This is a genomic window from Lentzea albidocapillata (assembly GCF_000719115.1).
GTDB lineage: Bacteria > Actinomycetota > Actinomycetes > Mycobacteriales > Pseudonocardiaceae > Lentzea > Lentzea albidocapillata.
Window position 1 is genome coordinate 187,449 of record NZ_JOEA01000022.1, and the last position, 22,632, is coordinate 210,080.

The window sequence follows — 22,632 nt, forward strand, 5'->3', positions numbered from 1 at the left end:
AGCTCAACCCATGACGTGGGGTGTGATCGCTACAGGTGGAATCGCGCATGCCGTGACCGCAGACATGATCAAGGCGGGCGCAAAGGTGCTCGCGGTGTCCTCGCGTGACATCACGAAGGCCCAGAGGTTCGCCGCGCACTTCGGCATCGAACGGGCGTACGGCGACTACCACGACCTGCTGGCGGATCCCGACGTCGACATCGTCTACGTCGCCACGCCGCACGGCCAGCACCACGAGGTCGTGCTCGCCGCGCTCGACGCGGGCAAGCACGTGCTGTGCGAGAAGGCCTTCGCACTCACGGTCGCGGACGCCGAGGAGATGATCGAACGGGCACGGTCCAGGAACCTCTTCCTGATGGAGGCCATGTGGACGCGGTTCAACCCGCTGGTCCAGAAGGTCCAGCAGGCCGTCCGGGACGGTGAGATCGGCGAGGTCCGGATGATCCGCGCCGACTTCGGCTTCCGGCACGCCTTCAGCGACAGCGACCGGCTGTGGGCGAAGGAGGCCGGTGGTGGCGCGATGCTCGACCTCGGTGTCTACCCCGTCGCGCTGACCCACCAACTTCTGGGCGTGCCCAAGCACATCCACGCGCACGGCAGCCTCGCACCGACCGAAGTGGACGCTGACGCCGGCATCTTCCTGGCCTACGACAACGGCGCCCACGCGTTGCTCAGCTGCTCGCTCGTCGCCAACACCGGCGCCCGCGCGGAGATCGTCGGCACCCTGGGCCGCATCGAGCTCGTCGACCCGATGTTCAACCCGACCGCCGTCGTGATCAACGGCATCGAGCACACGATCGAGGACGAGGGCTACCAGCACCAGATCCGCGCGGTCGAGGAGTGCGTCGCCGCGGGACTCACGGAAAGCCCGCTGATCACCTGGGAGAACACCCTGGAGGTCCTGCGCACGCTCGAAGAGGCGCTGCGCCAGCTCGGTGTCAGCTACGCCAGCGTCAAGTAGATCAAAGCCACGTTCAGCACGACGACCGCGAAGGCGACCACCCACGCGGCGAACGTGACGGAGCGCCGGTTCGTGAACGAGCCCATCACGGACCGGCGCGCGGTCAGCCACACCAGCGGCACCAGCGCGAACGGGATGCCGAACGACAGCACGACCTGCGACAGCACCAGCGCGAACGTCGGGTCGACCCCGAACGCCAGGACCGCCAGCGCCGGCACCAACGTGATCAAACGCCTTGCCAGCAACGGAATCCGCACGCGCAGCAGCCCGTCCATCACCACCGCGCCGGCGTAGCAGCCGACGGCCGTGGACGCGAAACCCGAAGCCAGCAAGCCAAGTGCGAAGAGCAGTGCGATCCCGCCGCCCAACGTGGCACCAACGGCGGCGTGGGCGCCTTCCAAGGTGTCCACGCCCTCGCGACCCTGCAAGGCGGAAGCCGCGAGCAGCAGCATCGCCATGTTGACCGCGCCGGCCAGCACCATCGCGACCACGACGTCGACCTTCGTCGCGCCGAGCACCGACGGGTTCCTGCCGTGCCGGTCACGAGCCAGCGCCGAATGCAGGTAGACCGCGTGCGGCATCACGGTCGCCCCGAGCATGCCCGCCGCGAGCAACACGCTGTCCGCGCCGTCGAACCGCGGCACCAGACCCGACACGGCACCGGAGACCGAAGGCGGCGACACGAAGAGCCCGGCCACGAATCCGACCGCGATGACGACCAGCATCGTCGTGATCACGCGCTCGAACGGCTTCTGCCCGCGCCTGTCCTGCACCAGCAGCAGAATCGTCGACACCACGCCGGTGATCACGCCGCCGAGCAGCAGCGGCAGGTCGAAGAGCAGGTGGAGCGCGATCGCCCCGCCGAGCACCTCGGCCAGGTCGGTCGCCATCGCGACGACCTCGGCCTGGCCCCAGTAGGCGAGCCGCACCGGGCGGGGCAGGTGGTCCCGCACCGCCTCGGGCAACGACTTCCCGGTGACCAGGCCGAGCTTCGCCGACAGGTACTGCACGAGCCCCGCCATGACGTTCGCGACGACCAGCACCCACACCAGCAGGTAGCCGTACCTCGCGCCCGCCGCGGTGTTGGTGGCCACGTTCCCCGGATCGACGTACGCGATCGCGGCGACGAACGCCGGACCGAGCAACGCCGCACCCGCGCGCAGGCGCGTCGAGACAGCGACCACCGGACACCTCCCCTTGTTGCAGGATTATTGCAACAAGGGGCCGAGGGTCAGGCGATCATGCGTCCATCGTCACTCTGGCGACCCTGACGACGGCGTCCATCGCGCCGTCCAGGTCGCCGCTCGGCATCAGCAGGTGGCTCAACGCGAGCCGCACGGTCGTCTCCGCCGTGAACCGCACGTGCCGGCCGGGGAAGTGCCTGCTGAGGTGCTGTTCGACGACCTCGGTCGCGTGGAACAGGATCGGGTGGCCGCGGATCGTGATGAACGGCAGCAGGTCCTCGGCGTTCTGCCCGGTCAGCACGGCCGAGACCAGCCGGTCCTTCTCGGTCTGCTCGAAGGTGAAGCGGAACGCCGACCGCATCGCCTCCCACGGGTCGGGGTTCTCCTGGAGCCGGGCCGCGATCCCGGTCAGGTACTCCTCCGTCTTGTGGACCGCGACGGCCTGGACGAGCCCCTCCTTGTTGCCGAACTCGTTGTAGACGGTCTGTCTGCTCACGCCGGCGTGGCCGGCGACCTCGATCATGCGCAGGCCGTGGAAACCCCGGGCCGCCAACAGGTCCGCGGCCGAGTCCAGCAAGAGCTCGGTGATGTCGCTCACCACTTCACCTTTACACAGTTATAGTTTTTGTAAAGACGTAGAGTGAGGTTCTGTGCCGTTCACCGTGGGTTTCGACCTGGACATGACCCTCATCGACCCGCGACCGGGAATGGCCGCCGTGATGAACGAGGTGGGTGCCCGCACCGGGCACGCCCTCGACGGCGAGAAGTTCGCGTCGAACCTCGGCCCGCCCCTCGACATGATCTACCGCGAGATGGGCGTGCCCGAGGACGAGGTCCCGGACCTGGTCTCGCTCTTCCGCGCGCTGTACCCGGAGGTCGTGATCCCGTCGACCGTCGCGCTGCCCGGAGCGGCGCTGGCCCTGCAGTGCGTGCGGGAACTGGGCGGCAGCACCATGGTCGTCACCGGCAAGTACCGCAAGAACGCCGCGTTGCACCTCGAAGCGATGGGCTGGGAGGTCGACCACCTCTACGGCGAACTGTGGGCGACGGGCAAGTCCGAGTCGCTCAAGCTGCACGGCGCCGCCGTCTACGTGGGTGATCACATCGGCGACATGCGGGGTGCTGTCGAGGCCGGAGCGCTGGGCGTCGGCGTCGTCACGGGGCCGTGCTCGCGTGCGGAGCTCACGGAGGCGGGCGCCGCGGTCGTGCTGGAGGACCTGCGCGAGTTCCCGGAGTGGCTCAGGACTTCTTCTGGCGTGCTTTCCTGATGACCGCGATGATCCCGAGACCCAGCCCGATCGCCGGCAGGTAGGTGGCCGCGACGTTCAACGCCACGGGCAGGTCGCTGTGGCCGGCGGCGAACAGCACGAAGACCACGATGATCGCCAGTACGCCCACGGCGAACAGGCCGATGGCCAGCGGCATCAACTTCGGAACGGTCATAAGAGCAGGATAGTGCGCTAACGGAGGTGCCTCCCCCGAGGTCTTCTCGCTACTCTGGTGGGACGCGTCCTGGGTACGCCCCCGGGCGCGTTCGTTGTGCAGAAGCAAGGGAATGGTGAGCGCGGTGCCGACCGGCAAGGTCAAGTGGTACGACACGGAGAAGGGCTTCGGATTCGTCACCCAGGACGGTGGCGAGGACGTCTACGTCCGCAAATCCGCACTGCCCGCTGGTGTCGACGGCCTCAAAGCCGGGCAGCGCATCGAGTTCGGCATGGCCGAGGGCAGGCGTGGCCCGCAGGCGCTGTCCGTGCGCCTGGTCGACCCGGCGCCGTCCGTCGTGGAGGCCCGCCGCCGTCCCGCGGAGGAGATGCACGGCCTGATCGACGACATGATCAAGCTGCTCGAGGACAAGGTGCAGCCTGACCTGCGTCGCGGCCGCTACCCGTCCGACAAGAAGAACATGAAGCTCATCGCCGAGGTCGTCCGGGCGGTGGCGCGGGACCTCGATCCGTAAAAGGATCAGCGTCATGTCTGACGCTGACAGGATCGTCGAGTTCGTCTACGAGGTCGGCCAGCTCAAACGCCTGCCCAGAGCGGGGTGGCTCTTCGCCGGGGTGCAGAACCCCGAGTCGGTGGCCGCCCACTCGTTCCGGGTGGGCGTTCTGGCGTACGCGATCGCAGTCCAGGAGGGCGCGAACCACGACAGGGCCGCGACTCTGGGCCTCTTCCACGACGTGCCCGAGGCACGCATCGGCGACATCCCCTACGTCGGCAAGCTCTACCTCGACGTCAAGATGCCGCCGGAAGCCGTGGCGCGCGACCAGGTCCAGCACCTGCCCGCGCCGCTGGCCGCACACATCGAGGCACTCGTCGCCGAGCACGAGTCCGCCAAGGGCTTCGACCACACGCCGGAGGCGCGCTGCTCGCGTGACGCGGACAAGCTCGAGTTGTTGTTGCAGGCCAGGGAGTACCAGGCCGCGGGGGTCTCCAAGATGGAGCGCTTCATCCAGACCATGCAGGCGTCGGTGGTCACCGACACCGGCAAGGCACTGATGGAGTCGGCCCTGCGGATCGCTCCCAGCGAGTGGTGGGAAGCGTTCGGCAGGCGGTGATCAGCGGGTGATGTCGACGACCCACGAGCCGCGCATGAGCGGCTGGCCGGTCTCCAGCACCGCGCCGGCCGCCTCGTGCACCTCGATGCGCAGCAGCTGGTCGGAGTCGTTCGGCACGGCCAGCGTGTACGTGTAGTCGTCGCCCTTGCCGAGCAACGGCGAGGAGCAGCCCTCCTGCACGCGAGCGGCGTTCTCGTACACGCACACGACCTCCCAGAGGCCGTCCGCGAGCTGCCCGTCCACCGAGATCTGCACGACCTTGCCCGCCGGCACCTTCAACGTGCCGGGAGCGTTCCTCTCGGCGCAGTTGGAGCCCTCGACGTCGCAGTAGATCGTCGGCTCGATGCGGATGGTCTTGCCGTTCGCGTAGAACGTGACCTCGGGGTCGTGCTGCTGCAGGGAGCAGCCGGACAGCACGAGAACACTGGCAGCCATTACAGAAGCAAGTCGACGCACGTCAGGCAGCCTACGGGGTCGCCGGCGCAGGCCTGCGGACCAGTCTGTGCAACGACGTGCCGTTGCGGTACATCCAGGTCTGCGTGAGGCCCAGCGCGAGCAGCACGGCGAGCACCAGGAAGCCGACCCAGAACGTCGCGGGCAGCAGCACGCCGAGCGCGCCGCCGAAGACCCACGCGAGCTGCAGGACCGTCTCGGAGCGGCCGAACGCGGACGCGCGCGACTCCTCCGGCAGGTCGTCCTGGATCACCGCGTCGAGGCTGACCTTGGCCAGCGACGACGCCGTGGCACCCAGCAGGCCGACGATCGCGGCCGTGACCAGGCCCGGCAGCGCGGCGGCGACGATGGTGGCCGCCAGCGCCGTGCCGACGCAGGCGATGACCACCTCGTCCGGCCTGCCGAAGTGCTGGCGCGCGCCGATCGCGTTGCCGAGGAAGCTGCCGACGCCCGCCGCGCCGGCGATCACGCCGAGCAGGAGCAGCTGCTGGACGGCGTCGCCCTCGGTCTGCTCGCGGACCACGAAGGCCGCGAACAGCGTCAGGAACCCCGTCAGCATGCGGATGGAACCGTTGCCCCACAACGAGACCGCGACGTGCCGGGAGATGCGTTGCCTGGCGGGCTTGGCCGTCAGCGTCGCCGGGACCTCGCCCTCGGTCACCTCGACCCACGACGGGATCTTCATGCACAGCCAGGCGTTCACCAGGCACAGCGCGGCGGTGAACCACAGCGCGCCCGGCGAGCCGAACACGTTCGCGAAGCCCGCGGCGAGCGCGCCGAACACCCCGCCCGCGGCGAGTCCGAAGATCGTCATGCGGGCGTTGGTCTTGGACAGCGTGATCTCCGGCGGCAGCACCCGTGGCGTGATCGCGGACTTGAGCACGGTGAACGACTTGGACAGGACCATGCTGCCCAGTGCCGCCGGGTACAGCAGCCAGTTGTCGAAGTTCAGCGCCATCACGACCGACAGGCCGATCCGCAGCACGCAGGACGCCGACAGGGCGAGCCTGCGGCCGCGCTGGATCTTGTCGAGCAGCGGGCCGATCACCGGCGCGATCAACGCGAACGGCGCGACCGTGATCAGCAGGTAGAGCGCGACCTTGGTCTTGGACTCGGCGCTGGCCGCGCTGAAGAACAGTGTGTTCGCCAGCGCGACGGCCATCGCGGCGTCGGCGGCGTAGTTCATCATCACCGCGTAGGTGACCGACGTCATGCCGGACTTCCCGGCGCCGTCGGCGCGGGCCGCGCGCCGGAACGCCGCGACCGCCTGCTGCGAGATCTGCTTGCTGCGGAACCACGCGACGCGCGTGACCGTGAGCTTGCGCGGCGGCTTGGGCGTCGGCGTCGTCTGCTGGTCCTGGTTGGGCAGCGGGCGGGTGTTCTGTGGACGCTGCGGTGGTGCTTGGAAACCGTGCTCGGACGGTGTTCCGCGACGCTGCCGCGGCTGGTACTCGTCGTCCTGCCACGGGTAGCGCTTCGGAGTCGGTCCGTCACTCCGTCCGCGGTCGCCGGTCACACCGTCAATCCTGCCCCATCCCGTTGAACCTCACTCGGAAGATGGTCGGCCAGTTCTTGCCTGTGACCAGGAACTCGTTGGTTCCCGGGATGTGCGCGATGCCGTTGAGGACGTCCACGTCGCCGGGGGGCTTGAGCGACGCGAGGTCGTAGGTGTTGGTGACCTTCCCGGTGGCCGGGTCGATGCGGACGATCTCGTCGGTCTTCCACACGTTCGACCAGACCTTGCCGCCGACGCACTCCAGCTCGTTGAGCTGGGTCAGCGGCTTGCCGTCGCGGGTGACCTGCACGCTGCCGGTCTCCTGGAACGACCTGGGGTCGCGGAAGGTCAGCTTCGCGGTGCCGTCGCTCATGACGAGCCTCTGCCCGTCGTCGCAGATGCCCCAGCCCTCGCCCTGGTAGCTCACGCGGCGGAGCTCGTCCAGCGTCCTGCGGTCGCGTTCGATCGCGATGCCGTTCTGCCACGTGATCTGCCAGATGGTGTCGCCGACGACCGTGATGCCCTCGCCGAAGAAGTCCGGAGGCAGGTCGACCTTCTTCTGGACGTCGCCGGTCGACGGATCGAGCGCGCGCATCGTCGACTGGCCCTCCAGGCCGGTGCCCTCGTAGAGGACGCCGTCGACGAGTTCCAACCCCTGGGTGAACGCCGTTGCGTCATGCGGAATCTTCTGCAGGACTTCTACCTGCGGTTTTGCTTCTTGTGGCGTCGAACAGGCGGCCAAGACCGCGACGACGACCAGCCAGACGGGTGAGCGCACCCAACGGAGGGTGGCACGAGTTTTCGTCCCGGCGAAGTCCTGCGGCACAATTCATGATGTGACCGCGACTGAGATGCTCCTCGACGCCGTTGATCTCGCCCGCGCCGCCGCAGAAGAAGAGGCGGGTGTGGAGAGCGTCGGCGCTCATGTCGGGGTGCACGGAGAGGACGAGTACTCCGTCACGCACCTCTTCGAAGCCGAGCACGCCGGCTACCGCGGCTGGAGCTGGGCGGTGACCGTCGCCTACGCCGGCGAGGGTTCCCCGGTCTCGGTCAGCGAGGTCGTGCTGCTGCCGGGCCAGGACGCCCTGGTCGCCCCTGAGTGGGTGCCGTGGAACGAACGCGTCCGTGCCGGTGACCTGGGCGTCGGCGACCTCATGCCGCCCCGGGAGAACGACCCGCGCCTGATCGAGGCCTACGTGCACTCCGACGACCCCGCGATCGAGGAGGTGGCGCTGGAGATCGGCCTCGGCCGCACCCGCGTCCTGTCCCGCGAGGGCCGCCTGGAGGCTGCCGACCGCTGGGCGACCTCGGACTTCGGCCCCCGATCCGACATGGCCCGCAGCGCCCCCGCACACTGCGGCACCTGCGGTTTCTACACCCGCGTGGCCGGAGCGTTCGGCGCGGCGTTCGGCGTCTGCGCGAACGAGATCGCGCCCGCGGACGGCCACGTCGTGCACGTCGAGTACGGCTGCGGCGCGCACTCCCAGGTCGAGGTCGACATCAGCCCGATGGTGCCCGTGGCCGACCTCGTCTACGACGACGCGCAGCTGGACGTTCTGGACGTTTCGGAGTGACCGACCCGTTCGGCACCGAGGCCCTGCGCACCTCGGTCCTCGCCGCATGGCGCGGTTCGCCCACCCGTTTCCGCGAAGACGCGAACGCCGAAGAGGACCTCCGCCTGGGTGGCTACCGGGACCGGCTGCTCGTCGAACTGGCCCAGAACGCGGCCGACGCGGCCGGTTCGGCGCCGGGTGTGTTGCGGATCACTCTCGTCGACGGTGAGCTGCGTGCCGCCAACACCGGTGCTCCGCTGACTGCCGCCGGTGTCGCCGCTCTGGCTTCTCTGCGGGCGTCGTCGAAGGAGTCCGGAGTCGGGCAGTTCGGTGTCGGCTTCGCGGCCGTGCTGGCCGTGTCGGACGCGCCGCGCGTGGTGTCTGTTTCCGGTGGCGTCGAGTTCTCTTTGGCCAGGACTCAGGCCGAGGTCCCGGACCTGGCGTCCGAACGCGGCGGCGACGTGCCGGTGCTGCGCCTGGTCTGGCCGGTCGTCGAGGACGTGCCGGACGGGTTCACGACCGAGGTCCGGCTGCCGTTGAAGGTCGACCTGTCGCTGGACGACCTGGCTGCCGAGGTCCCGGACCTGCTGCTGGCCCTGCCGGGGTTGCGGCGGGTCGAGATCGGCACCCAGTCGTGGGAACGCTCTGTCGACGACGACGGCGTCGTCACCGTCGGCCCGGCGCGCTGGCTGGTCGAGCGGACCGTCGGTGAGCTGCCTTCCGAGCTGGTCCAAGGTGTCGAGCACCGTCCTCAGTGGACTGTGTCCTGGGCGTACCCGCTGGATGCCGCTTTGGGCGAGGACGTGCTGCACGCACCGACCCCGACGGACGAGCGGTTGTCGTTGCCTGCTCGGTTGATCGCGACTCTGCCGGTCGAGCCTTCGCGCCGCCGGATCCTGCCCGGCCCGGCCGCGTGGTCGGTGCTGGACGCCGCCGCTGCCGCCTACCCGGCTCTCGTTGCGCGCGTGCCCGCCATCGAGCGGACCACGCTCGTGCCGCTGCCGGGCTTTCCGCTGTCCGAAGTGGACGCTCGGCTGCGGGCCGGCGTGCTGCGCTCGTTGCGTGCTTCCGCCTGGCTGCCGCTGGCTTCCGGCGAGTGGATCGAACCTTCGCGCGCTCGCGTTCTGGACGTCGGTTCCGAGGATCTCGTCGACCTGGTCGAGGACGCTCTGCCTGGGCTGCTGGACGCCGAGTTGTCTGCTCCGGTGCACGCGGCCGCCCTGGCAGCGCTGGAAGTTCCGCGGGTGACCACCTCCGAGGTCGTCGCGGCTCTGGCGGGTGTCTCCGGTGATCCCGGCTGGTGGCGTGACGTGTACGCGGCGTTCTCGCCGCTGGCCGAGGTGGATCCGGACGTTCGTGAGGCTCTGGCGGCTCTGCCGGTGCCGCTGGCCGATGGCCGTGTTGTGACCGGGCCGCGCACGACCCTGATCGCCGATGAGCCGTTGCCCGGCTTGCGGGTTGTGCACCCGGATGCCGTGCATCCGTTGCTGGTGCGGCTGGGTGCGGTCGAGGCCGGCGCTGCCGAACTGCTGGCTGATCCGTCGTTGCGCGAGAACGTGGCTCGGTCGTTGGAGGACGCCGAGGCCGGTCTTGACGGTCTCGACCTGGTCGAGACCGTGCTGCGGCTGGTGGATCTCGCCGGGGTGCGGGCCGGTGAGGAGCCCTGGCTGGGCGCGCTCGCGCTGCCGGATTCTGACGGCGAGTGGCATCGGGCGGACGAGTTGCTGATGCCCGACTCCGCCTTGGTCGGCGTGGTCGAGGCCGACGCGTTCCCGTTGCTGTCCAAGGAGATCGTTGAGACGTACCCGCGTGCCGCGCTGGTTGCGACCGGGGTTGTCGACGGGTTCTCGTTGGTGGTCGATGACGAGCCATCCGGGCCGGATCACGACCTCGCCGATGAGCCGGCGTGGTGGTCGTCCGTGGCCGATGAGCCCCGCCGGGTGGTGGGCGTCCGGGATCTGGATCTTGTTGTCGACTGGCCTGCGGCGTTGCGGTTGCTGGCTGCTGATCCGGTGACTTGGCGTGCGGTGACCGAGCCTGACGGGTACACGGGCTGGTGGATCGCTCGCTACGCGTCGCTGGGTGGAGTCGCGCCTCGCTCTTACCGGCTGCCTGATGCGTCGTTGTTGGACGGGTTGTTCGACGTTGCGCCGGACTTTGGGCTGCCTGAGCATGTGCTGCGGGCGGCTGGGGTTCGGTCTTCGTTGGAGATTCTCGACGACGATGATGCCGAGTTTGTGTTGGAGCGGCTTGGGGATGCCGATCGGGTGGTCGCCGACGCTGTGGTGTTGCGGGCTTATGCGGGGCTGCCTGAGGGGGAGTTCTCGCCGCCTGAGCGGGTTCGGGTGTTGTCCGGGGCCGTAGTTGCTGCTGACGATGTTGTTGTGCTGGATCATCCTTGGTTGCTGGGGGTTGTTCCGGCTTCACGGGTGTTGCTTGCTGACGGGTCTGAGGAGCTTGCTGATCTTTTGGATCTGGCGCTGGCTTCCGAGGAGTTCTCCGGGTTGCCGGATCATGTCGGTGAGGTTGTTCAGTGGCGGGACCTCGGGGCTGTTCGGATGGCCTGTGAGTTGCTTGAGGTCGCGTTGCCTGATGGTGTGGTTGTTGTGCATGACGAGCTTTTGGTTGATGGGGCTCGGGTTGAGTGGTGGATGGTGGAGGGGGTTCCCCATGCTGCTGACTCGCCTGAGGGGTTTGGGCGGGCTTTGGCTTGGGTTTCTGGGCGGTGGGGGGATCGGCATACTTTCGTTGCGCTGATCACTGATCCGAGCGCTGCCACTTTGCTTGGCTGAGTGGGTGGGTGGTCGCTTTGCGGGCGGCCTGGTCGCCTTGCGTGCTTCCCCTGGGGGCGCTGCCCCCAGACCCCCGGCAATCTGATCAGGGGGTCCACGCCGTGCGTAGGTAGATGGGTGTTGCCGCCTTCTCAGGCGTGGTTTTCCGATGTCCCCTCGTTTTACGAGGATGATCCACGCGGTGATCGTCACCAGGGTTGAGACGGCGCCGCCGATGATGATCGGGGCTCTGCCGTTGATCTCGCCCAGCCAGCCCATCAGTGGGCCACCCACTGGGTTGCCGCCCAGGAAGACCAGCATGTAGATACCCATCACGCGGCCGCGCATCTCTGGTTCTACTGCTAGTTGGATGGTGGCGTTCGCTGTCGTGTTGAAGGTCATCATCGCTACGCCTACCGGGATCATCATTAGGCCCGTCAGGAGCATTGTCGGCATCATGCCCGAGATGATTTCCAGGATGCCGAAGATGACGCCGGAGCCGATGAACACGGTCATCTTCGGGGTTTTTCGTTTGGCTGCCAGGGTTGCGCCTGCGAGGGTGCCTACGGCTATGAGGGTGGAGAGGAGACCGTAGGCGTCTGCGTCGCCGCCGAAGACGTTGCGGGCCATGATCGCCAGCGTCATGTAGAAGTTCATGCCGAAGGTGGCGATGAAGAACACCAGGAGCATGACCGTCATGAGGTCTGGGCGGCTCCTCACATAGCGGAGGCCTGAGAGGAGTTGGCCCTTTTCGCGGGGGAGGGGGTCGGAGCGCAGTAGTTGCGTTGTTCGCATCAGCCAGATGCCGCCTACTACGCCTACGAAGCTGATGGCGTTCGCCAGGAAGACCCAGCCGGTGCCTATCGCCACGATCGCCAGGCCTGCGATGGCCGGGCCGATGATGCGGGCCAGGTTGAACATCATCGAGTTGATCGCGACGGCGTTGGTCAGTTGGTCGCGGCCGACCATCTCTACTACGAACGATTGGCGTACTGGGGTTTCTACTGCCGAGAAGGCGCCTAGTAGCAGGCAGAGGAGGTAGACGTGCCAGAGTTCTACTACTCCGGTCACGTCGAGGATGCCCAGGGCCAGGGCGCAGATGCCCAGCGCGGATTCGAGCCAGAGCAGGAGTTTGCGCTTGTCCATGCGGTCGGCCAGGACGCCGCCCCACATGGAGAGCAGCAGGACCGGGAGGAACTGGAGCGAGGCGGCGATGCCGAGGGCCATGGGGGAGCCGTTGGACAGTTCCAGGACCAGCCAGTCCTGGGCCACTCGCTGCATCCACACGCCGACCAGCGAGATGATCTGGCCCGAGGCGTATAGGCGATAGTTGTATATGCCTAACGATCCGAACATTCCGGTACGACGAGGTGGCGAACTGTCTGCTCCACCACCCGCGTAACCCGACACGTTCTTACCGGCCCGCCATCCTGTCGATGATTTCGGCGGCCCGTGTGAGCAGTTCCCGTTCCTCGGGGTCCAGCTCGGCCAGCCTCTTGTCCAGCCACGCTTCGCGGGCCGTGATCTCGTCTTCCAGGTACGACAAGCCTTCGCCCGTGAGCTCGACGATGGCTTGACGGCCGTCGGTGGGGTGCGGGCTTCTGGTTGCGAAGCCGAACTCCTCCAGGGCGGCGATCACGCGCGTCATCGACGGCGGCTGCACGCCTTCTTTGGCTGCCAGTTCGCCTGGGGTCAGCGGTCCGCACTTGTGCAGTGTGGAGAGCGCGGACACCTGGGTGAGCGACACCGACGAGTTGGTGCGCTGTGCCCGCAGGCGGCGGTTGAGGCGAACGACGGCAAGCCGGAGCCTGCTCGCCAGTCCGTGCTGATCGATCGCCACGTAGTTAGCATACCTCACGAAATAGTTTCCTGCCGAAAGGTCAGCTCAGCAGGCCCTGGATCGGTCCCAGTGAGAAGTAGACGACAAAAGCGGCCGCCACGATCCACATCAGCGGGTGGATTCCGCGCGACTTGCCCGTCATGGCCTTGAGCAGCACGTAGCTGACGAAGCCTGCGCCGATGCCGTTCGCGATCGAGTAGGTGAACGGCATGACGACGATCGTGAGGAAGGCGGGGAGGGCGATGGTGAAGTCGCTGAAGTCGATCTCGCGGACCTGCATCATCATCAGCGCGCCGACGATCACCAGCGCGGGGGCGGCCGCCTCGATCGGCACGACCTCGTAGAGCGGCGTGAAGAACATCGCCAGGAGGAACAGGACGCCGGTCACGATGTTCGCGAGGCCCGTCCTGGCGCCCTCCGCGATGCCGGACGCCGACTCGATGTAGACGGTGTTCGACGAGCTGGACGCGGCACCGCCGGCGACGGCGCCGAGGCCGTCGACGAACAGGGCCTTGCTGACGTTGGGCAGCTGGCCGTCCTTGTCGATCAGGCCGCCTTCCTTGCCCAGGCCGGTCATCGTGCCGACGGTGTCGAAGAAGTCGGTGAGCACGAGAGTGAAGACGATCAGCGCGGCGGCCAGTGCCGGGAGCCTGGTCCAGGCGCCGAACGACACTTCGCCGAGCAGGCTGAGGTCCGGAACGCCGAAGACCTGGTCGGGCAGGGCGGGGTAGCCGAGGTTCCAGCCCTTGGCGTTGACGCCGGCGGACGGGCCAGCCTTGACGATGGCCTCGAGGACGATCGCGAAGACGGCCGTCGCGACGATGCCGATGAGGATCGCGCCCTTGATCCTGCGCGCGAACAGCACACCCGTGAGCACGAGGCCCACGACGAAGACGAGGGTCGGCCAGCTCGCAATCGACCCGTTGATGCCCAGGCCGACCGGCACCGTGGTGCCGGCGGCGTCCGGGAGCCGGCGGACGAAGCCGGCGTCGACCAGGCCGATGAAGGTGATGAACAGGCCGATGCCGACCGCGATCGCGGCTTTGAGCTCGTTCGGCACGGCGTTGAACACCGCGGTCCGCACACCCGTGAGGACCAGCAGGAGGACGACGAGGCCGTTGACGAGAATCAGGCCCATCGCCTCGGGCCAGGTGACCTTCGCGGCGACGGAGACGGCGACGAACGAGTTGATGCCCAGGCCCGTGGCCAGCGCGAACGGGTAGTTGGCGATCAGTCCGAAGAGGATGGTCATCACGCCGGCGACCAGTGCCGTCACCGCCGCCACCTGGCCGACGGGAAGGATGTTGCCGAGCACGTCGGGGTGAGCTCCGGGACCGGTCGGGGCGAAGCTGCCGATGATCAGCGGGTTCAGCACGACGATGTACGCCATCGTGAAGAAGGTCACGACACCGCCGCGCACCTCGCGCGCCACGGTCGACCCGCGCTCGGAAATCTTGAAGAACCCGTCCAGCATCTGCTCTCCTTACGATGTGTCCGAACGCGACTCCGCCCCACACCCGCCTTCGTTGCCGCACAGGCTGGCAGATCCCGTGCCTGTCGTGCTGGGTGGTACCGCCCTGTGGTTCCTCGGGTTTTTCGTGGTCCTGCTCGTCGATCGTTCGAACAGCACCCTGATCTGGACGACCCTGTCCGGAGGCTCGCTCGGGATCATCGGGTACGGAGTGTTCTACTGGCAACGCCGGGCCGCGAGGCGAGGGTCACGCGGGGCCCAGCAGGGCCTGGACGACGCCTAGTCCGTCAGTTTCGGGTGGCCGGTGCCGGCTCGGATGATCCACACGGTCATCTCATCCGAGTCCGCGCAGTACCAGATTCGACCACCGGAAGTCACCTCGTACTGCCACTGTGCGAATGTGGCGCCGTCGATGGTGTGGTGCGCGTACTCGCCTTTGAGCCTGTGCTGGCGGTCGATGTTCTCCGAGGAAGCAGGGCGTTCAGTCAGCACGACCCAGGCTTCCCACGTGTTCGATGCGGCGGACCGACAGAGTTCTTCCCAGCCTTTGGCTGCTTCGGTGTTGAGGAACCGAACCACGTAGCCGCCAGGACGTCGGGGCGGAGCGGCACGATCGCCACGTTTCGCTGGCAAGTGTTCACACATCCATGGGGTTGGGAACGATTCGGCCGTCAGTGACGGTGCTCGGCCCCTTGAGCGCACGCGCGAGCTCCGGGTCCGCGTGCACGATCGCGGTGTTCGCCCACTCATGGACGGTCTGCGCGAGCAGGGACCACTGGCCGAGCTCGGCGGACGCCAGGACTGCCTGGACGAACTCCTGGACGAACTCCGCGCGGTCAGACTTCGGCAGGACCGCGACCCACGGAAACTCGTCCAGCAGCGCGTCAGCTACAACATCGGGACCGGCGTGCCGGACCAGCGAACGCATCGCACGGGCCGCGGTGACCGCTCCGCTGTGCCGGTAACCGTGATGGTCGGCCCGCACCAGCAGCAGGTCGGCTCCGTCGCGCCGCTTGACGCGTACTTCGTGTTGATCAGCGATGGCGGCGACGCTCTTGGGGTCGCGCGCCAGCTCGCTCCACTGCACCTCGTTGACTATGCCCATGCACTAATTCTGAACTTATTCAGAATTGAGCGCAACTGCACGATCAGGTGTGATTGCGATCATGGTCATCGCTACCGACTGGGTCCGGCTGCTGATCGTCTGCGTCGTCTTCACCGCAGCCGCCGGTGCCATCGCGCGGTTCACCGGCCTCGCCAGGCCGACGCCGTTCCTCAAGGCCGCAGCACGCGCGGTGCTCCAGCTCGCGGCAGTGTCGGTCGTGATCGCGTTCGTCCTGACCCATCTCGGGCTCACGTGGGCGTTCCTCGTCGTCATGGCCGCCGTGGCCACCGCGACCTCTGCCCGTCGTACGGAGACCGGGCACAAGGGCGTCTGGGTGGCGCTCGCGATCCTGGTGGGCACCGTTCCCGCGCTCGGCCTGCTGCTCGGCATCGGCCTGCTCCCGGTCAAGGGCATCGCTCTGATCCCGGTGGGTGGCATCCTGATCGGCGGCGCGATGACCGCTACCACGCTGTCGGCACGGAGAGCCCTCGACACGTTCAGGGACCGCCACGGCGAGTACGAGGCGGCTCGCGCTCTGGGCTTCGGTGAACGCGCCGCGGTCGGCCTGATTGTCCGGCAACCGGCCGCGGAGGCGTTGATCCCGGCCCTCGACCAGACCAGGACGGTCGGGCTTGTCACCCTTCCGGGTGCATTTGTCGGAATGCTGCTCGGTGGTGCGCCCGTCTGGCAGGCCGGTGCCCTGCAGATCGTGGTGCTCCTGGCCCTGCTGGCCGTCGAGGCCGCCGCCGTGGCGACCGTGGTCGAACTGGTCGCGAGGGGTCTGATCAGGAGGACTTCCCAAGGTGGCGAAGTTAGGCTAACCTAAGTCTCGTCGCTTCGTGGTGGGAGCGGCAGTCAGTTCGGGAACGGACGAGGCCCCCCTCTGGGCAGAGGGGGGCCTCGTCGTATTCAGCAGCAGGAGCTTGTCGGAGCATCCACTGCCGAAGCTTCAACGAGTCAGAGCTGCAGGCCGTTCTGGCCCGCACGCGCCGCCTCGAAGCGGGCGTTGACGTCGTCCCAGTTGACGACGTTCCACAGCGCCGAGATGTAGTCGGCCTTCAGGTTGCGGTACTGCAGGTAGTACGCGTGCTCCCAGATGTCGAACGCGAGCAGCGGCGTCGTCGCGATCGACAGGTTCGAGTGGTGGTCCTTGAGCTGCAGCGTGACCAGCTTCTGGCCGATCGGCTCCCACGCGAGGATGCCCCAGCCGGAGCCCTGGATCGAGGACGCGGCGGCGTTGAGCTGGCCGCGGAACTTGTCGAACGAGCCGAAGTGCTCGTCGATCGCGGCCGCGAGCTCGCCGACCGGCTTGTCGCCGCCGTTGGGCGAGAGGTTCTTCCACCACACCTGGTGCAGCGCGTGGCCCGCCAGGTGGAACGCCAGCGTGGTCTCGAGGCCGACGATCGAGCCGAAGGAGTCCTTGTCGCGGGCTTCCTCGATCTGCTCCAGCGTGTCGTTCGCGCCCTTGACGTAGGCGGCGTGGTGCTTGCCGTGGTGCAGCTCGTTGATCTCACCGATGATCGCCGGCTCGAGGTCGCCGTAGTCGTAGTCGAGATCCGGCAGCACGTACTGGCCCATGACATCTCCTGCAATCTCTTGGTACTTGCAACTTACTAGCAACAAGAGCCAGTTAACCAGTTGCCGATGGCCGTACCGTCGTAAGCGTGTCCGTGCTGACAGCCAGGAATATTTCGCTGTCGTTCGGTCCGAGGACCGTGATCTCGGAGGTTGATTTCGATGTTTCGCCTGGTGACCGCGTCGGCCTGATCGCGCCCAACGGCGTCGGCAAGTCCACGTTGCTTCGCCTGCTCGCCGGTGAGCTGATGCCGGAATCCGGATCTGTCTCCAGCACCGGAACCGTCGCGCACCTGACGCAGGAGACCCTCCACGTAGCTGGAGAGTCGCTGCGCGACCACCTCGCCCGCCGCACCGGCGTCGCGCAGGCCGAGCAGTGGCTGCAACGGGAGGCCGAAGCACTCGCGGACGGCGGCGCTGAGCGTTACTCCGACGCGTTCGACCACTGGACCGCCATCGGTGCCGGTGACTTCGACGAACGCGCTGACGTCGTCTGCGAACGCCTCGGGCTGCGGGCCGACCTGCTCGACGGCCGGGAGCCGGACGAGCTGTCCGGTGGCCAGCAGGCGCGCCTCAGGCTCGCGGCGGTCCTCCTCACGCGCGCCGACGTGCTGCTGCTCGACGAGCCGACGAACGACCTCGACGCCGCCGGGCTCGACCTGCTGGAGTCCCACGTCAGCGCGTACCAGGGCGCGATCGTGCTGGTGAGCCACGACCGGGAGTTCCTCGCGCGCACCACGACCGCGATCGCCGAACTGGACGAGTTCTCGCACAAGATCACCATGTTCGGTGGCGGCTGGGAGGCCTACGTCGAGGAGAAGGCGAACGCGGAACGCCGCGCGCACGAGGAGTACGAGGCGTACGAGTCCAAGCGCGACTCGCTGACGCAGCGCAGCCGGCAGGTCCGGGAGTGGTCACGCAAGGGCGTGCGCCGGGCGACGAGCGCCAGGACGCAGAACGACGAACCGGACCGCAACGTCAGGGCCGCCCACAAACGCGGCGCGGAGGGCCTGACCGCCAAAGCGTCCGTTGTGGACCGTCAGCTCGCGAGGATGGAGGAGGTCGAGGAACCGCGCGAGGCGTGGCAGCTCCGGCTCACCCTCCCGTCGGCCGGGCGTGGCAGTTCGGTCGCGTTCACCCTGCGCCAGGCCGTGGTCAGCCGCGGCGACGTGACGCTCGGCCCGATCGACCTCACGATCGGCGCGGGCGAGCGGTGGCGGATCATCGGGCCTAACGGCTCCGGCAAGTCGACGTTGCTCGGCGCGTTGCTCGGCCGCATTCCGCTCACGCGCGGAGATCGCTCGACAGGTCCCGGTGTCGTCGTCGGCGAGGTCGACCAGCTGCGGGCCGAGTTCGCGAGCGACGAGAGCGCGTTGCGGATCGTGGCGGACGCGACCGGGCTGCCGGACGTCGAGGTGCGCACGCTGCTCGCGAAGTTCCGGCTCGGCGCCGACGCCGTGCTGCGGCCGGCGCGGGAGCTCTCACCGGGGGAACGCACCCGCGCGGGCTTGGCCTTGTTGCAAGCCAGTGGCACGACCTGTTTGGTCCTGGACGAACCTACGAACCACCTCGACCTGCCGGCCATCGAACAGCTGGAACAGGCGCTCGAAAGCTACGAGGGAACGTTGCTGCTGGTCACGCACGATCGGCGGCTCGCATCGACCGTGCGGGTGGATCACGAGATCAACGTGTGCGACCTTCTCACGTTTCCTCGTGTGAAGGGTGGAAGATATGAGTCATGACCACCGAGGAGGACTGGCCGGTCGAACAGACCTGGTCGATGCGCAACACCCACTGGCACGCCTATGTGGAGCACACGTCACTCGATCACGCCTCTCCTCGGCAGGTTCGGCTGGAACGCACCCCAGAGGAAGTGCTGACGTCGCCGGCCGAGGTCGCCGCGTGGCTGGAGGTCAACCTCCGCAGCGCGACGAGGCCCGAGGAGACCGGAAAGAAACGAGTGAAGGACGAACGCGACTTCACCGACTCGAACCGCGTGCACGCCTCGCTGGCGTCGCGCGGTGAGTCGATCTACACCGGAGTGAAGGGCGAGCTGACGCTGGCGGTCGAGGCCGTGACGCCGGACGAGTGCCGGACTTCCCATGACGGTGCGGACGTCGCGCCGTTGAAGGCAGGTCGCCGCCGTTAGGTTGTTCCCCGGAGATCACGCTCTGGGGTTTGTCGCGGAGGGTAGGCCGGTCGCGGGGACCGGCCTATCCAACGAGTTCCAGCAGTTGCTCAGGTGGGGCCTAGCCGACGTGCCACGTGTGCACGGGCTCGCCCGCGTGCATCAGCTCCATGTACCGCTTGAGCATCCCGGAGAGCGCCGCGTCTCTCGACATGCCGCGTTCTTCCAGCAGCGCAACGGTTTCCCGCTGCCAGGACGATCCCGTGCGCCGCGCCAGGCAGCGCTGCTCGATCACACCGAGGTAGCGTTCGCGGGCGTCGTCGGAGACGCCGCAGTCGCGCAGGCCCTCGTGCGCCATCGGCAGGAGCCGCCGCAACACGAGCTCGTCCGGCGGGATCCAGCCGATGCCCGGCCAGTACAGCTGAGCATGCATGCCGTGCCTGGCGCCGGTGTAGAGGTTCTCCTCGGCCGCCTGGAACGACATCTGCGTCCACAGTGGACGCTCCTGCGAGGTGAGCGCGCGCTGGGCACCGTAGAAGAAGGCGGCGTTGGCCATCGTGTCGAGCACCGTGGGGCCGGCGGGCAGGACCCGGTTCTCGACGCGCAGGTGCGGCACGCCGTCGACCACGTCGTAGACCGGCCGGTTCCAGCGCCAGATCGTGCCGTTGTGCAGGCGCAGCTCGGAAAGACGAGGCGCGCCACCGGCTTCCAGGACCTCCAACGGGTCCTCGTCGTCGGTTTCGGGCAGCAGGCTGGGGAAGTAGCGCACGTTCTCCTCGAACAGGTCGAAGATCGACGTGATCCACCGTTCACCGAACCACACGCGCGGACGGACGCCCTGGTTCTTCAGCTCGTCCGGACGGGTGTCGGTGGCCTGCTGGAACAACGGGATCCGGGTCTCGTGCCAGAGCGCCTTGCCCAGCAGGAAGGCCGAGTTCGCGGCGATGGCGACCTGGACCCCGGCCAGGCACTGCGCGGCGTTCCAGTGCGCGGCGAAGTGCGTCGGCTCGACCTGCAGATGCAGCTGCACCGAGGTGCACGCGGCCTCCGGCAGGATCGAGTCCGCGTAGGTGAGCAGCTTCTCCGGCCCTTTGCCCGGCATCGCCGGGCCCTCCATGTGCAGCACCATCTCCTCGCCGCGGGCCTTGAAGATGGTGTCGTTGAGCAGCGCGTACCGCGGTGCCTCGGAGAGCCACTTGCGGTCGAAGTGCCGCTCCCGCAACGTGGGCAGCAGGCCGATCATGGCGAGGTTGGCGCCCGCGTCGTTGGCCTTGGAGTCCGCGCTGTCGAGCGACTGCCGCAGTTCCTCCTCCAGGCCGAGCATCTCACCCCCGGCGAGCTCTCGCGGGGGGACGTTGATCTCCAGGTTCTGCTGTCCCAGCTCCAGGGTGTAGGAGGGATCGTCGATCTTCTCGAGGACCTCCGAGTTCGCCATCGCCGGCCGCATCGCGTCGTCGACGAGGTTCAGCTCGATCTCGAGCCCCATCTGGCGACGGGGAAAGGAGAACGTGTCTTCGGCCAGCATCGTGGCCAGTGCGTCGAGACTCCGCTGCATCTTCTCCCGATAACGCTGGCGGTCGTCTCTGGTGAAAGTGCGGCTGGACACTTCACTTCCCATGCCGCTACCCCTTCGCTCGGCGCCGGTGGGCGCGGGCCAGGCGGAACGCCAAAAGTGTCACAGCGGAATCCCCCTTTACATCGCCCAAATCGGTGCTCTCTGTCACGTGGAGGTAACAACCAGCGATCATCCGCTGGTCGGGCGTGTGCGGTTCCGCCCTCCGGCCTACCTCGCCTGTTCCACACCGGGCCGGATGCGAAACTTCCGGCGTGGCTGACGTGTTCGAGATCTACGACCCGGCTGATGCCCGGCTGGACGACTTCCGCGACCTGTCGACGGCCGATCGCAGGCCCGACCGGCCAGGAGGACGGGGTCTCGTCATCGCCGAAGGTGTCGTCGTGGTGGAACGTCTGCTGGCATCGCCGTACCCGGTGCGCGGGCTGCTCGGGGTGCGGCGCAGGATCGAGGCTCTGGACCTTTCTGACCTGGACGTTCCCGCCTACGTGACGTCAGCAGAGGTTATGGCGTCGGTCGTTGGTTTCCACTTGAACCGGGGTGTACTCGCGGCGGCCGATCGCGCTCCGGCGGTGTCGTTCGACGAGCTCGTCACGGGTGCCCAGCGCCTCGCCGTGCTCGAAGGCGTGGGCGACCACGAGAACCTCGGATCGATCTTCCGCAACGCCGCCGCGCTGGGCGTCGACGGCGTCCTTCTGGGCCCGGGCTGCAGCGATCCGCTGTACCGCCGCAGCGTGCGGGTCTCGATGGGGCACGTGCTGCGCGTGCCGTTCGCTACCACGGATCAGTGGCCCACGGCGCTGAACCTGTTGCGGCAAAAGGGTTATACAGTTGCCGCGCTGACGCCTCGTCCCACCGCCCTGCATCTTGCAGACGCGGGTTTGCGCGGCCGTCGCGTGGCGGTCCTGCTCGGCTCGGAGGGGCCGGGACTCACCGACGAGGCCATCGACGCCGCCGACCTGGCCGTGCGCATCCCGATGTCGTCGGGCGTGGACTCGCTGAACGTGGCCACAGCGGGCGCGGTGGCGTTCCATGCGTTGCTTTAGAGCCTTTCGAGCCTTTTTTCAGGCTTTAGAGCAACGTCAGGATCAGGGCCAGCCAGGCGACGAGCACCCCGGTCACGACGCCGTACGCGACCCAGCGCCACACCGGCACGCTGCGCCCCAGCCAGACACTCGGCGCCAGACCGCCGACAACCAGCACGTTCGCGACCAGGGCGAGCCACCGGCTCGTCTCACCCAGGCCCAGCGACAACGACACGACGGTCACCGTGACGATCGCGGCCGTGATGACGCTGACCGTGAGCCCGGTGCCCCACGGCGTCGGCTCCGGCTCGGCCTCTGTGGTGACTGCGGCCTCGACCGGCGCCTCGGGTGCGTCGACGGTGAGCAGGTCGCCGCTGACCGGGTCGGTGTAGCTGACGGGGGAGTTCATGACCGCGGCGATCCTGCCCGCGAGCTGCTTGCCCCTGCGTGAGATCAGCGCGCCGGCCACGCCGTCGGACGGCGTCTCGGTGCGCACCACCGCGTCGGCGACCTTGGCCCACTCGTGCAGTGCCTCGGCGAGATCGGCACCGAGGGGCAGGCTGTGCGGGTCGACCTCGCGCTCACCGGAATCGTCTTCTCCGGCGAGCACGGCACGGCCGTCCCGGACTCGCAACTCCACAGAGCCCTCCTTGGTCTGGCTTTCGGGCAGAACCTATCGGACGGGGAGGGTGGGGAGAACGGATGAGGGGTTTGGGGGTGTTGGGGTCGGGGTGGCGGTCTGCCGTGCGGGCGGTCGCCTTGCGTGGGCGGGTGGGTTGGGGCTGTGCGGGTCGGTTTGCGTGGGCGTGTCGCGTTCCAGAGGGGTGGTCACCAATGCGCTCAGGTCACCTTGCGTGGGTGGCCGGGCGGGCAGGACCGGGCCGGTGCCGGTCATCGCCGCTGCGCGTCGATAGCGATTGGGGCTTGACCTTGAGCCTCTGGC

The 22,632-nt window shown here is 67.9% G+C and carries 24 protein-coding genes and 1 pseudogene; 11 read left to right on the top strand and 14 right to left on the bottom strand.

Features of this window, described 5'->3' with window-relative positions:
- The first annotated feature begins 10 nt into the window (after positions 1–10).
- Positions 11–961 carry a Gfo/Idh/MocA family protein gene (locus tag IG04_RS0133125; protein WP_030480686.1) on the top strand — a complete coding sequence of 317 codons (951 nt, stop codon included), beginning with the start codon at positions 11–13 and terminating at the stop codon, positions 959–961.
- Here the strand turns inward: IG04_RS0133125 and IG04_RS0133130 are convergent.
- Together IG04_RS0133130 and IG04_RS0133135 are read right to left on the bottom strand one after the other, a co-directional pair.
- Complete coding sequence (locus IG04_RS0133130) at positions 943–2,145, bottom strand: Nramp family divalent metal transporter (protein WP_030480687.1); 1,203 nt, start codon at positions 2,143–2,145, stop codon at positions 943–945. The two genes, IG04_RS0133125 and IG04_RS0133130, sit on opposite strands and share 19 nt — an antisense overlap.
- Before the next feature lie 55 nt (positions 2,146–2,200).
- On the bottom strand, positions 2,201–2,743 hold the full coding sequence (locus IG04_RS0133135; RefSeq protein ID WP_159460511.1) for a TetR/AcrR family transcriptional regulator: 543 nt from the start codon (positions 2,741–2,743) through the stop codon (positions 2,201–2,203).
- Between the two features lie 52 nt (positions 2,744–2,795).
- On the opposite strand from IG04_RS0133135, the gene IG04_RS0133140 reads away from it, so the two are divergent.
- A complete protein-coding gene (locus IG04_RS0133140; protein ID WP_144065650.1) occupies positions 2,796–3,413 on the top strand; it encodes an HAD family hydrolase in 618 nt (205 codons plus the stop codon).
- On the opposite strand, the gene IG04_RS0133145 is transcribed toward IG04_RS0133140, so the two are convergent.
- Entirely contained in the window at positions 3,385–3,588 is a 204-nt protein-coding gene (locus IG04_RS0133145) for a hypothetical protein (protein WP_030480690.1), read from the bottom strand. The two genes, IG04_RS0133140 and IG04_RS0133145, sit on opposite strands and share 29 nt — an antisense overlap.
- Positions 3,589–3,712: 124 nt before the next feature.
- On the opposite strand from IG04_RS0133145, the gene IG04_RS0133150 reads away from it, so the two are divergent.
- Both IG04_RS0133150 and IG04_RS0133155 read left to right on the top strand, forming a co-directional pair.
- Positions 3,713–4,102 carry a cold-shock protein gene (locus IG04_RS0133150; RefSeq protein WP_030480691.1) on the top strand — a complete coding sequence of 130 codons (390 nt, stop codon included), beginning with the start codon at positions 3,713–3,715 and terminating at the stop codon, positions 4,100–4,102.
- Between the two features lie 13 nt (positions 4,103–4,115).
- Positions 4,116–4,700, top strand: coding sequence for an HD domain-containing protein (locus IG04_RS0133155; RefSeq protein ID WP_030480692.1), 585 nt, complete (start codon positions 4,116–4,118; stop codon positions 4,698–4,700).
- Here IG04_RS0133155 and IG04_RS0133160 read toward each other — a convergent pair whose 3' ends face one another.
- Genes IG04_RS0133160 through IG04_RS0133170 form a run of 3 tightly spaced genes read right to left on the bottom strand, consistent with a single transcriptional unit; the run spans position 4,701 to position 7,426 of the window.
- Complete coding sequence (locus IG04_RS0133160; protein ID WP_051771158.1) at positions 4,701–5,135, bottom strand: DUF2771 family protein; 435 nt, start codon at positions 5,133–5,135, stop codon at positions 4,701–4,703.
- A gap of 31 nt (positions 5,136–5,166) precedes the next feature.
- Positions 5,167–6,669, bottom strand: a complete 1,503-nt coding sequence (locus IG04_RS0133165) for an MFS transporter (protein ID WP_051771160.1) — start codon at positions 6,667–6,669, stop codon at positions 5,167–5,169.
- A gap of 4 nt (positions 6,670–6,673) precedes the next feature.
- Complete coding sequence (locus tag IG04_RS0133170; protein WP_030480695.1) at positions 6,674–7,426, bottom strand: glutaminyl-peptide cyclotransferase; 753 nt, start codon at positions 7,424–7,426, stop codon at positions 6,674–6,676.
- A gap of 58 nt (positions 7,427–7,484) precedes the next feature.
- Here IG04_RS0133170 and IG04_RS0133175 point away from each other — a divergent pair, with 58 nt between their 5' ends.
- Entirely contained in the window at positions 7,485–8,222 is a 738-nt protein-coding gene (locus tag IG04_RS0133175) for a DUF3027 domain-containing protein (protein WP_245816670.1), read from the top strand.
- A complete protein-coding gene (locus IG04_RS0133180; RefSeq protein ID WP_030480697.1) occupies positions 8,219–10,993 on the top strand; it encodes a sacsin N-terminal ATP-binding-like domain-containing protein in 2,775 nt (924 codons plus the stop codon). The genes IG04_RS0133175 and IG04_RS0133180 overlap by 4 nt, the downstream gene beginning before the upstream one ends.
- A 189-nt stretch (positions 10,994–11,182) precedes the next feature.
- Here the strand turns inward: IG04_RS0133180 and IG04_RS45750 are convergent.
- The 3 genes and pseudogenes from IG04_RS45750 to IG04_RS0133210 form a co-directional block, all read right to left on the bottom strand.
- Positions 11,183–12,328, bottom strand: a pseudogene (locus tag IG04_RS45750) (MFS transporter); the annotation flags it as partial.
- Between the two features lie 58 nt (positions 12,329–12,386).
- Positions 12,387–12,812: a MarR family winged helix-turn-helix transcriptional regulator gene (locus IG04_RS0133205; protein ID WP_030480701.1), complete on the bottom strand. Its 426-nt coding sequence runs from the start codon at positions 12,810–12,812 to the stop codon at positions 12,387–12,389.
- Between the two features lie 40 nt (positions 12,813–12,852).
- Positions 12,853–14,286 (bottom strand): NCS2 family permease, encoded by a 1,434-nt coding sequence (locus IG04_RS0133210; RefSeq protein ID WP_030480702.1) that lies wholly within the window; start codon positions 14,284–14,286, stop codon positions 12,853–12,855.
- A 16-nt stretch (positions 14,287–14,302) separates the two neighbouring features.
- Between IG04_RS0133210 and IG04_RS48355 the strand changes: the two genes are divergently transcribed.
- On the top strand, positions 14,303–14,566 hold the full coding sequence (locus IG04_RS48355) for a DUF2530 domain-containing protein (protein ID WP_030480703.1): 264 nt from the start codon (positions 14,303–14,305) through the stop codon (positions 14,564–14,566).
- On the opposite strand, the gene IG04_RS47780 is transcribed toward IG04_RS48355, so the two are convergent.
- Together IG04_RS47780 and IG04_RS0133225 are read right to left on the bottom strand one after the other, a co-directional pair.
- Complete coding sequence (locus IG04_RS47780; protein WP_245816668.1) at positions 14,563–14,775, bottom strand: hypothetical protein; 213 nt, start codon at positions 14,773–14,775, stop codon at positions 14,563–14,565. The two genes, IG04_RS48355 and IG04_RS47780, sit on opposite strands and share 4 nt — an antisense overlap.
- Before the next feature lie 145 nt (positions 14,776–14,920).
- Complete coding sequence (locus tag IG04_RS0133225) at positions 14,921–15,388, bottom strand: hypothetical protein (RefSeq protein ID WP_084402085.1); 468 nt, start codon at positions 15,386–15,388, stop codon at positions 14,921–14,923.
- A 61-nt stretch (positions 15,389–15,449) separates the two neighbouring features.
- On the opposite strand from IG04_RS0133225, the gene IG04_RS0133230 reads away from it, so the two are divergent.
- Positions 15,450–16,214 (top strand): ABC transporter permease, encoded by a 765-nt coding sequence (locus tag IG04_RS0133230; RefSeq protein WP_030480706.1) that lies wholly within the window; start codon positions 15,450–15,452, stop codon positions 16,212–16,214.
- A gap of 131 nt (positions 16,215–16,345) precedes the next feature.
- Here the strand turns inward: IG04_RS0133230 and IG04_RS0133235 are convergent, their stop codons facing one another.
- Complete coding sequence (locus IG04_RS0133235) at positions 16,346–16,966, bottom strand: superoxide dismutase (protein WP_030480707.1); 621 nt, start codon at positions 16,964–16,966, stop codon at positions 16,346–16,348.
- A gap of 86 nt (positions 16,967–17,052) precedes the next feature.
- Between IG04_RS0133235 and IG04_RS0133240 the strand changes: the two genes are divergently transcribed.
- Both IG04_RS0133240 and IG04_RS0133245 read left to right on the top strand, forming a co-directional pair.
- On the top strand, positions 17,053–18,705 hold the full coding sequence (locus IG04_RS0133240; protein WP_051771162.1) for an ABC-F family ATP-binding cassette domain-containing protein: 1,653 nt from the start codon (positions 17,053–17,055) through the stop codon (positions 18,703–18,705).
- On the top strand, positions 18,702–19,112 hold the full coding sequence (locus IG04_RS0133245) for a hypothetical protein (protein WP_030480709.1): 411 nt from the start codon (positions 18,702–18,704) through the stop codon (positions 19,110–19,112). Before IG04_RS0133240 ends, IG04_RS0133245 begins: the two co-directional genes overlap by 4 nt.
- Positions 19,113–19,212: 100 nt before the next feature.
- On the opposite strand, the gene IG04_RS0133250 is transcribed toward IG04_RS0133245, so the two are convergent.
- Complete coding sequence (locus IG04_RS0133250; RefSeq protein ID WP_030480710.1) at positions 19,213–20,709, bottom strand: glutamate-cysteine ligase family protein; 1,497 nt, start codon at positions 20,707–20,709, stop codon at positions 19,213–19,215.
- A 209-nt stretch (positions 20,710–20,918) separates the two neighbouring features.
- Here IG04_RS0133250 and IG04_RS0133255 point away from each other — a divergent pair, with 209 nt between their 5' ends.
- Positions 20,919–21,710, top strand: coding sequence for a TrmH family RNA methyltransferase (locus IG04_RS0133255; RefSeq protein WP_030480711.1), 792 nt, complete (start codon positions 20,919–20,921; stop codon positions 21,708–21,710).
- Between the two features lie 25 nt (positions 21,711–21,735).
- On the opposite strand, the gene IG04_RS0133260 is transcribed toward IG04_RS0133255, so the two are convergent.
- Positions 21,736–22,329, bottom strand: a complete 594-nt coding sequence (locus IG04_RS0133260) for a DUF2537 domain-containing protein (protein WP_030480712.1) — start codon at positions 22,327–22,329, stop codon at positions 21,736–21,738.
- Between the last annotated feature and the right edge of the window lie 303 nt (positions 22,330–22,632).

Coding starts and splice junctions, on each gene's coding strand:
- IG04_RS0133145 (WP_030480690.1), bottom strand. CDS start 3,588: ATGACCGTTCCGAAGTTGATGCCGCTGGCCATCGGCCTGTTCGCCGTG.
- IG04_RS0133225 (WP_084402085.1), bottom strand. CDS start 15,388: ATGGGCATAGTCAACGAGGTGCAGTGGAGCGAGCTGGCGCGCGACCCC.
- IG04_RS0133160 (WP_051771158.1), bottom strand. CDS start 5,135: ATGGCTGCCAGTGTTCTCGTGCTGTCCGGCTGCTCCCTGCAGCAGCAC.
- IG04_RS0133230 (WP_030480706.1), top strand. CDS start 15,450: ATGGTCATCGCTACCGACTGGGTCCGGCTGCTGATCGTCTGCGTCGTC.
- IG04_RS0133250 (WP_030480710.1), bottom strand. CDS start 20,709: ATGGGAAGTGAAGTGTCCAGCCGCACTTTCACCAGAGACGACCGCCAG.
- IG04_RS0133245 (WP_030480709.1), top strand. CDS start 18,702: ATGACCACCGAGGAGGACTGGCCGGTCGAACAGACCTGGTCGATGCGC.
- IG04_RS0133155 (WP_030480692.1), top strand. CDS start 4,116: ATGTCTGACGCTGACAGGATCGTCGAGTTCGTCTACGAGGTCGGCCAG.
- IG04_RS0133235 (WP_030480707.1), bottom strand. CDS start 16,966: ATGGGCCAGTACGTGCTGCCGGATCTCGACTACGACTACGGCGACCTC.
- IG04_RS0133125 (WP_030480686.1), top strand. CDS start 11: ATGACGTGGGGTGTGATCGCTACAGGTGGAATCGCGCATGCCGTGACC.
- IG04_RS0133210 (WP_030480702.1), bottom strand. CDS start 14,286: ATGCTGGACGGGTTCTTCAAGATTTCCGAGCGCGGGTCGACCGTGGCG.